Annotated in this window: 10 protein-coding genes; 8 read left to right on the top strand and 2 right to left on the bottom strand. The window is 61.2% G+C overall.

Annotated elements, in window-relative coordinates:
- Positions 1-218 precede the first annotated feature (218 nt).
- From L6637_RS41740 to L6637_RS41705, 8 genes are all read left to right on the top strand, one after another.
- Entirely contained in the window at positions 219-1,472 is a 1,254-nt protein-coding gene (locus tag L6637_RS41740; protein ID WP_232995598.1) for a Tm-1-like ATP-binding domain-containing protein, read from the top strand.
- Positions 1,465-2,289, top strand: coding sequence for a phosphoenolpyruvate hydrolase family protein (locus L6637_RS41735; RefSeq protein WP_237867295.1), 825 nt, complete (start codon positions 1,465-1,467; stop codon positions 2,287-2,289). The genes L6637_RS41740 and L6637_RS41735 overlap by 8 nt, the downstream gene beginning before the upstream one ends.
- 36 nt (positions 2,290-2,325) lie before the next feature.
- Positions 2,326-4,104 (top strand): FAD-dependent oxidoreductase, encoded by a 1,779-nt coding sequence (locus L6637_RS41730; protein WP_128929737.1) that lies wholly within the window; start codon positions 2,326-2,328, stop codon positions 4,102-4,104.
- A gap of 105 nt (positions 4,105-4,209) precedes the next feature.
- Positions 4,210-5,622 (top strand): pyruvate kinase, encoded by a 1,413-nt coding sequence (pyk, locus tag L6637_RS41725; protein WP_128929736.1) that lies wholly within the window; start codon positions 4,210-4,212, stop codon positions 5,620-5,622.
- A gap of 132 nt (positions 5,623-5,754) precedes the next feature.
- Complete coding sequence (locus tag L6637_RS41720) at positions 5,755-6,762, top strand: PAS domain-containing protein (RefSeq protein WP_128929735.1); 1,008 nt, start codon at positions 5,755-5,757, stop codon at positions 6,760-6,762.
- Positions 6,763-6,922: 160 nt separating this feature from the next.
- Positions 6,923-7,312 carry an aldehyde dehydrogenase family protein gene (locus tag L6637_RS41715; protein WP_128929734.1) on the top strand — a complete coding sequence of 130 codons (390 nt, stop codon included), beginning with the start codon at positions 6,923-6,925 and terminating at the stop codon, positions 7,310-7,312.
- A gap of 273 nt (positions 7,313-7,585) precedes the next feature.
- The gene (locus tag L6637_RS41710; protein ID WP_128929733.1) at positions 7,586-7,963 is read left to right on the top strand and encodes a CidA/LrgA family protein; all 378 of its coding nucleotides are present in this window, start codon (positions 7,586-7,588) and stop codon (positions 7,961-7,963) included.
- Positions 7,960-8,682 carry an LrgB family protein gene (locus L6637_RS41705; RefSeq protein ID WP_128929732.1) on the top strand — a complete coding sequence of 241 codons (723 nt, stop codon included), beginning with the start codon at positions 7,960-7,962 and terminating at the stop codon, positions 8,680-8,682. The genes L6637_RS41710 and L6637_RS41705 overlap by 4 nt, the downstream gene beginning before the upstream one ends.
- A 706-nt stretch (positions 8,683-9,388) precedes the next feature.
- On the opposite strand, the gene istB is transcribed toward L6637_RS41705, so the two are convergent.
- Both istB and istA read right to left on the bottom strand, forming a co-directional pair.
- Positions 9,389-10,231 carry an IS21-like element helper ATPase IstB gene (gene istB, locus L6637_RS41700; protein WP_128955095.1) on the bottom strand — a complete coding sequence of 281 codons (843 nt, stop codon included), beginning with the start codon at positions 10,229-10,231 and terminating at the stop codon, positions 9,389-9,391.
- Positions 10,228-11,718: an IS21 family transposase gene (gene istA, locus L6637_RS41695; RefSeq protein WP_128929730.1), complete on the bottom strand. Its 1,491-nt coding sequence runs from the start codon at positions 11,716-11,718 to the stop codon at positions 10,228-10,230. The genes istB and istA overlap by 4 nt, the downstream gene beginning before the upstream one ends.
- Positions 11,719-11,799: the final 81 nt, after the last annotated feature.

Here is an 11,799-nt window from a genome sequence, read left to right as displayed (position 1 = left end):
CCTTCACGCAACGCCATCGTAGAACTCGCCGTGCTCGCGCGCATGCGTCAATCAGGCGGCCTTCGTCGTATGCGTACACTTGAAAAGCCCGCGCGCACGTAGCTCGAACTTCGGGAGGAGGCTACCCAATCTTACCCACTTAGACGCTTTGCGGTCTTATACGCCGATCCCGCTCGGTCTAGACCTCGCGTTGGTCAGAATGATCTAGGAGAAAAATCGTGTCTCACCATTGCACGGACGGCCAGGGGGCGGTCCGGGATGGTAGCCTGTCCGAGCTTTCGAACGCAGTCGCGATTGTGGCTACGCTCGATACCAAGGGCCGCGAAGTCTCCTACTTGGCCGATATCATCTGTAAGTGTGGCCGCAAGACCGTCCTGATTGACGTCGGCACCTCGAAGATTGCGCCCCGGACGAATCAAGCAGGCGGTCATAGCGTTCGCGTCGCCTCGCCCGCCGAGCTCTTGAAAGAAATCGCCGCAACAACACGCGGGAAAGTTCGCGATCTGCTGGCATCAGGGGCCATCGGCGCGATCGTCGGGGTCGCCGGTGGGAAGGGGAGTGCGGTGTTCGGCGAAGTCGTATCTGATTTGCCTTATGGCTTTCCCAAGCTGCTCGTGAGCAGCGCAAGGCCAGCACTTCTCGCCGAATTGGCGGTCCACAACGACATCATGCTCTATCCGACATTGGTCGATCTCTTCGGGATCAATGCGTTTACCGAGCGGGTCTTGCAGAATGCAGGACAGGCCATCGCCGCCATGCGCTATGCGCCCGCCAAAGCTGCGCGAAAGACGAAGATCGTTGCGATCACGGCCTTCGGAGTGACGACGCCGGCGGCAACTCAGTGCGTTGGGCGCCTCGGCAAGGCCGGGGTCGACGCGATCGTCTTTCCTGCAAACGGGGCGGGCGGCCGCAAGATGGAGCAGCTGATCGCGGCCGGCGAATTCGATGCTGTGATTGATCTGACCACAACCGAACTCGCCGACGAAATCGTGGGTGGCACCGCGAGCGCCGGGCCGGATCGGCTCAAGGGAGCGGCAGAGCAATCAATACCGCATGTTATCGCGCCTGGCGCGGTGGACATGGTCAATTTTGGTGCGCCATCCAGCGTTCCTGATCAATTTCGCGGCCGGCTATTCTACTCCCATACACCGTACACGACGCTGATGCGCACAACCCTCGCCGAGAATACGAGCATCGGCCGGCTTACGGCCCAGCGGCTGTCGTTGGCAGAAGGGCCTGTCATGGTCCTTTGGCCGGCAAAAGGCGTCTCCGACTATGACCGCGACGGCGGCATCTTTCGAGATCCTGATGCGGACCGCGCGTGGCTCGATGCGCTTAAGGACAATCTGCCGCCCAAGGTTACGGTCCGCGAATTGAACTGTCACATCAACGATCCCGAATTTGCGGAGGCGGCTGCGAGATGGATCCTCAAGCAATTGGGCAAGAAGGCTGATGGCGATGCGAATGTTTGAGCGAACCGAAATCCTGGCCAAGATCGCAAACCAGGTGGCGGAGCGAAAAGCCATTCTTGCCGCGGGCAGCAGCTGTGGTCTGGTTGCGAAATGTGCAGTGCTCGGGGGCGCGGACATGCTGGTCGTCTACAGCACCGGGCTGTCGCGCCTAATGGGACTTCCGACCAGCCGGATCGGCGATTCCAATGCGCGCACGCTCGAACTTGCCTCGGAAGTCCGCAACGTCGTTTCTTCGGTGCCCGTGATCGGCGGCATTGAGGCATGGGATCCCCTCCGGCTCGATCTTGATGCCCTGCTCGACAAATTCTGGTCGGCCGGTTTCTCCGGCGTAATCAACTATCCGACCATCTCCACGATGGGCGACAAATGGCGCTATCGCCGCGGGCGCGTCGGACTAGGCTTCGAACGCGAAGTCGAGATGATCGCGGCTGCGCGCAAGAAGGACATCTTCTCGCTTGCCTATGTCGCGAGCCCTGACGACGCCAAAGCGATGGCGGGCGCAGGTGCGGACTGCATCGTCCCTCACGTAGGAGCCACCCGAGGCGGGCTCGTCGGCCATGAGGAAGGACAGCCCATCCAAGAGGCGATCAGGCGCATCAACGACATCAGCGACGCCGCAAGGAGCGTGCGCTCCGATGTGATCCTGCTTTGCCATGGCGGTGCAATCGCGGAGCCGGAGGATACGATCGTGGTGTACCGATCAACGCAATGCGTGGGTTTCGTTGGCGCCTCGTCCATCGAAAGAATCCCGATCGAACGGGCAGTGAAGGCGGCGGCTGAGGAGTTCAAAGCCGTCCCGCTTCCGCGGCATCACTGACGTCAGCTCCAAGAGAACACTCGCAGCGAGGCTCGAATGAATAACCCGATGGGCCAATCAGGCAAGGGAAAGACCGTCGCACTCGCCCGAGAGGGGAGGCCGGAGCACAATTGGGCAACCGACGTTCTCGTGGTCGGTAGTGGTGCGGCCGGGCTTTCGGCTGCGCTCTATGCAGCAAAGGCAGGACTGCGCGTCACTGTCTGCGAAAAGTCGGCGCGGCTTGGCGGCACGACAGCTCTCTCCAATGGAATGATCTGGGTTCCTTGCTCGAACCAAGCGCGCTCGGCGAAGATCGACGACTCGCTTGCGAAGTCGAAGACCTACCTGCAACATGAACTTGGCACATATTACCGGTCAGGCTTTGTTGATGCCTATCTCGAGGACGGCCCGGCTGCGCTCGCCGCCCTTGAGAACGGGACTGAAGTCAAGTTCACGCTGGCCTCGGCCCCCGACTACCATTCAAGCCAGGTCGGCGGAGTCGATAAGGGCCGGGCACTGAGCCCCGCGCCTTATGACGGACGGCTTCTTGGCAGCGACTTCGATCTGATAGGCAATCCCATCCGCGTTGTGCTCGGCGGAATGATGATCTCATCGAGCGAGGTGAGAAGCTTCCTCAATCCGTTTCAATCCTTTGCCTCGCTCAGGCACGTCTTGCGCCGCGTCAGCCGCTACGCGCGTGACCGGCTTGGCCACAGGCGCGGCACCGAGCTCAGCGGAGGCAACGCCCTGATCGCGCGCTTGCTTGTGAGCCTGCGCAAGTACGGCGTCGAGATATGGCCGGAATCCCCGCTCGTAGAGTTGATCAAGGAAGAAGGCCGCGTCACCGGCGCGGTCGTTAAGTCGGCCGATTCCGAGATTCGCGTGCGCGCTTCCCATGGGGTGATCCTCGCAACGGGCGGGTTTGCGCGTAACGCGCAATTGAGAGCCGAGCTCAGTGGCCCCCACCAGCACGACGACACGCTCGCCCATCCCGATGCGACAGGCGACGGCATCTCTCTTGCGACAAGGCTCGGAGCGGCAATCGACAACAATGTTGCCTCTGCCGGCTTCTGGACGCCCGTATCGATTCTGAAGAGCGGCAGTTCCTCGCAAGTCGTTCCCTACGGCTGGCTCGACCGCGGCCGTCCCGGCGTCATTGCCGTGGGGCCAGATGGAAAGCGTTTTGTCAACGAATCCAATTCCTATCACGACATCTGCTTGGCGATGTTCAACGGTGGGTATCCGGCAGACAAGCGGTTCTATTTCATCTGCGACCACGACTTCGTACGGCTGAGAGGGATGGGGCATTTGCTGCCATGGCCATGGACCTTGAGCATCGGGAAATATGCGCGCCTTGGCTACATCAAGGTCGCCCGGACGATTCCAGAGCTTGCGAAGCAGCTGGGATTGGAGTCCGCCGCGCTTCAAAAGACTGTCGAAGAACACAACGCGCATGCGTCTGAGGGGCGCGATCCGCTGTTCAATCGCGGTGAATCGGCTTTCAATCGCACGCTCGGCGATTCGGCCGTGGGCAAGAAGAACCCAAACCTTGGGCCAATCAAAACCGGCCCGTTCGTCGCACTCCCAATCGTTCCGGCAACGCTCGGCACTGCAACCGGATTGGCAACCGACACTTGCGGGCAGGTATTGGACGGTCAGGAAAGGCCAATTCCAGGACTCTATGCTTGCGGCAATGACATGACCTCCCCGATGCGTGGGATCTATCCCGGAGCAGGCATCACCATTGGGCCAGCCATTGTGTTCGCGTACCGGGCCGTCAACAGTATCGTTTCCTCGACGCAGCAAGAGAAAGCTGCTGCCGCTTCGGGAGCGTGATGTCGACTTGGGAATGGCGCGGGCGAGGCGCGTGATAAACCCGGTATTGGCAACAGCTATGAGCGCCGATCCCTAACGTAGCCCATTGCACAGGATTCAATTTTGATGCGTCGTTCGCGCCACGCCAAGATCGTCGCAACCCTCGGTCCGGCCACAACCGAGGCTAACAAAATCCGTGATCTCTATCTTGCAGGCACAGATACCTTTCGCCTGAACTTCAGCCATGGCAGCCAAGACGACCACGCGCGCGCGTTTTCGGCGATCCGCGCGCTCGAGCAAGAGTTCGGCCGTCCCATCGGAGTGCTACAGGATCTGCAAGGCCCGAAAATCCGGATCGGCTTGCTTGAAGAGGGCAAGCTATGCCTGCATGCTGGAGAGAGCGTCCGCTTTGTCCTCGACGGAGCAAGAGGTGGAAAGCAGGCAATCCCTCTGCCGCATCCGGAAATATTTGCAGCTGCGCATCCAGGCCAAAAGCTGCTCATCGACGACGGCCGTGTGCGCCTGAGCGTCGAAAGACCGGGCGATCGCGAAATGGTCGCGCGCGTCATTGTCGGCGGCCCGATCCGCGATCATAAGGGCGTAAACCTGCCGGGGGCGTCGCTCGATATCTCGCCCCTCACCAAGAAAGATCGCGCCGATCTCGCCTTCGGCCTGGAGCTCGGTGTCGACTGGGTTGCGCTGTCATTTGTTCAGAAGCCTTCAGACCTGATCGAGGCGCGGGCCCTCATTGGTGAAGCAGCGGGCCTCGTCGCCAAAATCGAGACGCCCATGGCGCTTGATCGCATCGACGATATCATTCAGTTGTCAGACGCTCTCATGGTCGGGCGCGGTGATCTCGGGGTCGAAATCCCCCCAGAAGACGTGCCTGGCCGGCAAAAAGAACTCGTCCGCGCCTGCCGGCTGGCCGCAAAGCCCGTGATCGTCGCAACCCAAATGCTCGACTCTATGGTGGCGGCGCCGACGCCAACGCGCGCGGAAGCCTCAGATGTTGCGACCGCCATCTATGATGGCGCCGATGCCGTGATGCTGTCAGCCGAATCGGCAAGCGGCGCCTATCCCATCGAGGCCGTCGCCATGATGGATCGCATCATCAGGAGTACAGAGCAGCATCGTCTCTACCGGTCCCTGATTGAGGCCTCACGAGTTGACGAGGAGAATACGCCTCCGCATGCGGTCGCTGCCGCGGGTGCAGATCTTGCAGCCACCATCGAGGCCAAAGCCATCGTCGGCTTCACAGCCAGCGGGACGACCGCGGCCCGCATCTCGCGCAAGCGGCCGCCGGTTCCGATCCTTGCTCTGACGCAGGATGAAAACGTGGCGCGGCGCATGTGCCTGTTGTGGGGCGTACACAGTGTGGTGGCCAGCGATCCCTCTGGCTATGAGGAAATAACCCAGATCGCCGCCGTGGCGGCCCAGCGGGAAGGTTATGCGCGGTCGGGCGACCTGGCGGTGGTGGTTTTTGGCCTGCCATTCGGACATAGAGGCGCGACAAACAATCTCCGCGTGGCTGCCTGCTAAGAAGGACAAGGTCATTTGCCGTGAACCGTCGGGCGAGGCGTCTTGGTTGCGGTCGGGAGGAGGGCGAGGCGTCAAAGATGATCGCGCGCGAGATGCACCGAACTCGGCCCCAGGTCCGGCCAGGAGCTCACATTGCCTGACTTCGAGAGCGGCCTCAGCCTTGCAAATGTCCTTCCATTCTTGGAAGAGAAGCTCTCTGTCGGACTGTGGCGCAGCGACGGCAACGGCCAGATGCAATGGTCCCGTGGCCTTTATGAGCTATTTGGGCTGGATCCGCGTCGAACTACGCCAGCATACGCGGAAATCGAGAAAAGGATTCATCCCGATGACCGCAGCAGCATGCGCTGTTTCGGCGCACGGGAGCTCAATCGATCGTTGCTCGAGGGTGAATTTCGTGTCATCCGTCCGAACGGAACTTTGCGCTGGATCCACGGCCGGGCCGAACCGCTGCTCGATGAGGCCGGCAAACCAGAGTGCATTCTTGGGCTCGCGCGCGATATCACTGAACAGCGCAATCTCTTGGACGCGCTCAAAGTAGAAGCGGAGCGCTACAGGGCATTGGCTGAGATCTGTCGGGGTTTCCCATGGACAAGCAGTAGCGATGGTCGCCTCACTGCAGTTTCCAATGCGCTAGAGACTGCCGAAGATCATGGATCACGTTTCAAGGACTGGATCGGTCTCATCCATGAGGATGACCGCGAGGCAGCTCTAAGAGAGTGGGCGGTCTCGGTCGAGACAGCGCAGCCTTATAACGTCGAATGTCGCTTGCGCCGGCCGGACGGCATCTATCGCTGGCACCAGGGCGCGGCGGTGCCCCTCAAGAACAGCGAGGGTGGCGTTCGAGAATGGCTCGGCACGTGGAGCGACGCACACCATGATATACTCGCGCGGGAGCGAAGAGGGGCCTCAAAGGTCACGGGGAGGCAACTGCGTGCAGCGCGTGGAATGTTAAACTGGTCGGTAAAGGAGCTAGCGGAGCGAGCGGGCGTGTCTTCCGCGGTCATTCGGCGGCTGGAGGAGTACAATGACACTCCCCAGATGTCTGATGAGCTGATGGAAACGTTGCGGAAGACGTTTTCTGAAGCGGGAATCGAATTTACGTTCCCTGTGGTTGGCAAGCCCGGTGTCCGGCCGCGATAGCCGGTGCAGACCCAACGGCCTCTGATGACTACTCCCCAGCTCTCTTTCTCGTCTAGCTACCCCGAAACTTCGGCGAACGCTTCTCAGAGAACGCGTTCATTCCTTCCTGGTGGTCGCAGCCATGGTGAAGGCATAGCGGATTGCCTGCTGCTCGAATTCAATGCCCTATCAAGAAAGGTCTGAAATGTGGCGAGAAGGGCCGACTTGGCGAACTACGATAGAAGCTTGGCGCATCAAGGTCGGAAATGTGTTCGAGAAGGATACGCGAATGGGGGACAACTCGCCAATTCGCGGCTGGCCGATGCGATGGAGAGCTTCGTTGCCGGCGCTGTCAGTCCAGCGCGGCGCATTCTTGCAGACCGATGGCAAGCGCATTGGCAACGAAGGGTTCTTCGTCGAGTCAACGGTCCTGACGGGGACCTCGCCCGAGGCGTGTATCATGAATGAAGAGTCGTTTGGCCGCTCGCGCCAGATCATTGCATTCAAGAGCTACGACGAGGTCGCCGAGGAGGCCAATCGACGGCTTGTGCCTTCGGGGCCGACCGCTTGAAAGCGGTATGGTGTCCATCAAATACCTAGCTTGGCGCTTTCAGAAGTCCCGTTCGGAAACATCAGGGATTCCAGCTACGGTTCGTAAGGCGGGGTGGAAGCAATCGAGGGATATCTCAGTACTAAGTTCGTGATCCGGGCGAGCACCTGATGTGGTCAGAAGCCGTCTCGGACTTGAGCAAATCGAAGAAGGGGCGGTCGGTTCTCGACCACGCGGCCATGGACAATTTTTCGGTAGCTCCTCCTGATATGAATGTGCCGCTCAGGGTGTTTCATGCTTGCAAGTCTCAGTCTTATCTTGCTCTGCCAACTCGCCGGCGAAGTCATCACCCGGGGCCTCGGCCTACCGCTGCCAGGTCCCGTGCTCGGGCTCCTGCTCTTGCTGATTCTGCTGCTTGCCCGTGACAGATTTTCAAGCATCGCTCGAGGCCCACTACGAAATAGCGGCGTGGAAACAGCAAGCAAGGGGCTGCTCAAGCATCTGTCGCTCCTGTTCGTCCCAGCCGGCATTGGCGTCGTGGAAAAGCTCGATCTCCTCGCGACGCACGGGCTCGCTATAATATTGATCCTTGCTGTCTCGGTCATGGTGACTTTGCTTGCGACGGTTCTGACGTTCCGCCTTATCAGTCGGCTGTTCAGCGAGGCACCGTGAAGGACAATCCGTTCTCCCTCTGGGTCTATCTCTCGCAATCCCCGTTGCTTTGGTTGACGGTCACCTTGCTGGTCTATGCAATCGCGGATGCCGTGTCGCTTGCGCTTCGCCGTCATGCCCTTGCCAATCCCGTGCTGCACGCGGTCTGGATCATCGGCGCGTTTCTATTCGCAACTGGCACGCCGTATGCGATCTATTTCGGCGGAGCGCAGTTCGTGCATTTCCTGCTCGGCCCGGCAACCGTCGCGCTCGCGGTCCCGCTATACGAAAATCGCAAGATTGTCCTTGCCTCGATCGTGCCGATGCTGGCAGCGCTCGTTGCGGGCTCGGTCACGGCCGTCTTCTCGATTGTGCTGCTTGCGGAGGCTGCCGGCCTGCCTCGCGAGGTGATCCTGTCCCTTGCCCCGAAGTCGGTAACGGCCGCGGTCGCAATGGGCATCAGCGAAACGCTGCAGGCGGATCCGTCTCTGACGGCAGTCGCGGTCATCCTCACCGGGATCATGGGAGCGACCGTTGTCACGCGATTGATGAACCGTACCGGCATCACCGATTTTCGGGCTCGTGGCTTTGCGGCAGGAATCGCCGCGCACGGGATCGGCACCGCGCGAGCATTTCAGGTGGACGAGGTGGCTGGCGTGTTTTCTGGAATTGCTATGAGCCTAAACGCACTAATCACATCTTTCCTCGTACCGCTAGCGCTCACAGTGCTAATGAGATGAGCGTCGGGTTTTTGTATCGGCTCCGCACTAGCTCGCTATCGATCTTGATGGTTGATAGCGTCACTGGCCCGATCTTCACTGGGCCGGGGCAGTCCACCCTACGCACTCACAGAATAGGTTCCTTGAACCCAATCGCGTAGGAATGGACGCCCCGGCGCTGTGAGCGCAAGTGCGGCTGCCTCCTGAACCGGATATTTGCCACACAAGCCTGCAATTTGAATTTACTACTCGTGGGCAACGATTGGTACCATGCAGCGCCCGACGCCACGGAAGCTGTCGTTGGCTATCGCCCCCGCCCATACGGCCATAGTGCTGGACGCATTTACTCGCCGTCAGGGACGGTTTGCAGGGATTCCGACGGCGACAGTTCCAACTGAAGCTGTCCGATCTTGTCGACAAGTCCTCACGAGATGGCTGAAGGCCTGGAGGTGTCGCGCCATTGCCCGTTTGCCGCCCGGAGTGCACGCACTTCATCGGACTCGCACGAGCCGGAGAGTGACAACTACATCGTCCTCAACAAGGGATTTGATCTTCCATGGCAGAATTGGAAAGTATAAGACCGGCGGGGATATCGCAGGTATGCAGGTATGGCGCGACAATCAGGATGAGAGCGGCGCGTCAATCAAGATGAGACGAGGCGGCCGAGTCAGAAGATAATTGACGCTGGCTGCGGGCTTGGCAAGGCTTGATTGACGCTGCGCGACAATCAAGCGGCATTGCCAGCGTCAGTCACCGCCTTCTCGAGTTCATTTGGAGTGGCGTGAACCGGCGGCCGGCCTGGACCGCGCCTGCGATCGAGAGCAACTTTTCGACGGTAGCTCTCGACGTTCATCTCGAGGATCGTGGCGTGGTGCACCAGGCGATCGATCGCCGCCAGTGTCATCGCCTGATCGGGGAAGATACGCCCCCATTCGCCAAATGGCTGATTGGCCGTGATCAGCAGCGAGCGTCGCTCGTAGCGGGAGGCGATCAGCTCGAACAATACGCTGGTTTCCGCCTGGTCCTTGCTCACATATGTGATGTCGTCGAGGATCAGGAGGTCGTAGCGGTCAAGCTTGGCGATTGCGGACTCCAGCGCCAGCTCGCGCCGGGCCACCTGCAGCCGCTGCACCAGATCAGTGGTACGTGCAAAGAGAACGCGCCAACCGTCCTCGACGAGAGCCAGGCCGATCGCTGCGCCGAGATGGGTCTTGCCGCCGCCGGGTGGACCGAACAGCAGCAGATTGGCGCCGGTCTTCAACCAGACGTCACCGGCGGCGAGCGCCATCGCCTGTGCCTTTGACAGCATAGGCACGCTCTCGAACTCGAACGTGGCGAGCGTCTTGCCGGCGGGCAAACGCGCTTCCACCATGTGTCGTTCGATGCGGCGGCGGGTGCGATCGGCTGCCTCGTGCTCGGCAAGGGCCGCAAGGAAGCGGGCGGCGGGCCAGCCTTCCTTGTCCGACTGCGCGGCGAGCTTCGGCCAGATCGCCTTGACGCCGGGCAGGCGCAACTCATTGAGCAGCAGCTCGACGCGGGCGGCATCGATGGAGGTAGCTCCGCTGGTCATGCTGCTCCTCCCAGGTTCGAGTGGGCCGACACGACGCTGACGGAGGCCAGCTCATCGTAGACGTCGAGCGACGCCAGCTTGACGGCGACACTCGGGATCGAGGCCGCCTCGGGTCGGAAGCGATCGCGCAATGCCGCAAGATCGGGTAACCGTCCGGCATCGAGAGCGGTCGCGATCGCCTCGGCGAGCTCGGCTTCGCAGGCTCGCTCATGGGCCAGAGCCAGAAGCTCGACCGTCACCTTGCAGGCGCGCCGGTCGTCGCCATGCTCCCGCAAGGTCTCGAAGAGGCGCTTGTAAGCCGCGCGCGGGAAGAGCTGATCGCGATAGACGAGATTGACGAGCGCCATCGGCTTGCGCCGCAGGGCATGGATGACGTGCCGATAATCAACGACATGCCCGCCGTGGTTCTCCGACACAGGCCGCCCGCGCCGCAGCGTCCCGACCGGCGTGACGCCGAGGAAGCATTCGAGCCGGTCGTCGAAGATGCGCACACGCAGGCGATGGCCAATCAGTCTTGAAGGCACAGTGTAGAACACGCGCCGCAGGATGAAGCCGCCTGACGACGTCACCGGGATCACCTTCTCCTCGAAGTCGGTCGTGCGGCCTTTCGGCAGTGGCGCCAGTGCTTCCTTTTCGAGCGCGATCCGCTTAGCGAGGTTGGCGTTGCGCCGGCCGACAATCTCGTCGACAAAAGCCCGGTAGGCATCGAGACTGATGAAGTCGCGCGTGCCCCGCAGCAACAGCGCATCCTCCAGCGCTCGTTTGAGATGACCGTGCGCGCTCTCGATCGAGCCGTTCTCGTGTGCAATGCCCGCATTGTTGCGCGTTGGCGCCATGCCGTAGTGGCCCATCAGCGCGGCGTAGCGCTGTGTCAGATCCTCCCGCGCGTCGGCCGCCAGATTGCGGAATGCTGCCGACAGGCTGTCGCTGCGATGCTCCCGCGGAACGCCGCCGAGCGCCCACAGGGCGTTCTGCAAGCCCTCGGCCAGGGCGACGAAGCTTTCGCCGCCGAGCACGACATGGGCATGCTCAAAGCCGGAGAACGCCAGCCGGAAGTGGTAGAGCCGGTGATCGAGCGTCTCACCAGCAATGGCAATGCCGAGCGGGCTTGTATCGGTAAAGTCGGACAGACCCAGACGACCGGGCTCGTGCTCCTGGCGGAAGATCACGTCCTGTTCAGGGCCATTGAGCGCCCGCCAGGCATTGATGCGCCGCTCCAGCGTGCGTCGGATGTTGGGGTTGAGGTCGGGATGCCGACGGCGCAGCTCGTCCAGCACGCCGATCACGCGGATGCCGGGCGCAGCCTTCAGGATCGGAACGATCTCGGCGTCCCAATAGGGCACGAGCGGATCGGACCGTCGCCGGCCTCTCGGCACCTTCTTCTGCGATGGCAGGCGCAAATCGTCCTCGATCCGATACGCGCTCGCTTTCGAGAACCCCGCCTTGGCCGCCGCGGCCTCGGGAGACAATGTCAGTCGGTAGGTCATGTACAGCCTTCTGTGGTTGCCGCCCGCAATGCAAGAAGTTTCTGACCCTTTGGCGTGTGATCGAGTGCGGTCTTCTGTCAG

Origin of the sequence: Bradyrhizobium zhengyangense (assembly GCF_022012435.1) — a bacterium.
GTDB lineage: Bacteria > Pseudomonadota > Alphaproteobacteria > Rhizobiales > Xanthobacteraceae > Bradyrhizobium > Bradyrhizobium zhengyangense.
The sequence above is the reverse complement of the archived record's forward strand: the minus strand, read 5'-3'. Positions and strand labels throughout refer to the sequence as shown.

Coding starts and splice junctions, on each gene's coding strand:
- L6637_RS41715 (WP_128929734.1), top strand. CDS start 6,923: ATGCCCTATCAAGAAAGGTCTGAAATGTGGCGAGAAGGGCCGACTTGG.
- L6637_RS41710 (WP_128929733.1), top strand. CDS start 7,586: ATGCTTGCAAGTCTCAGTCTTATCTTGCTCTGCCAACTCGCCGGCGAA.
- istB (WP_128955095.1), bottom strand. CDS start 10,231: ATGACCAGCGGAGCTACCTCCATCGATGCCGCCCGCGTCGAGCTGCTG.
- istA (WP_128929730.1), bottom strand. CDS start 11,718: ATGACCTACCGACTGACATTGTCTCCCGAGGCCGCGGCGGCCAAGGCG.
- L6637_RS41730 (WP_128929737.1), top strand. CDS start 2,326: ATGAATAACCCGATGGGCCAATCAGGCAAGGGAAAGACCGTCGCACTC.
- L6637_RS41735 (WP_237867295.1), top strand. CDS start 1,465: ATGTTTGAGCGAACCGAAATCCTGGCCAAGATCGCAAACCAGGTGGCG.
- pyk (WP_128929736.1), top strand. CDS start 4,210: ATGCGTCGTTCGCGCCACGCCAAGATCGTCGCAACCCTCGGTCCGGCC.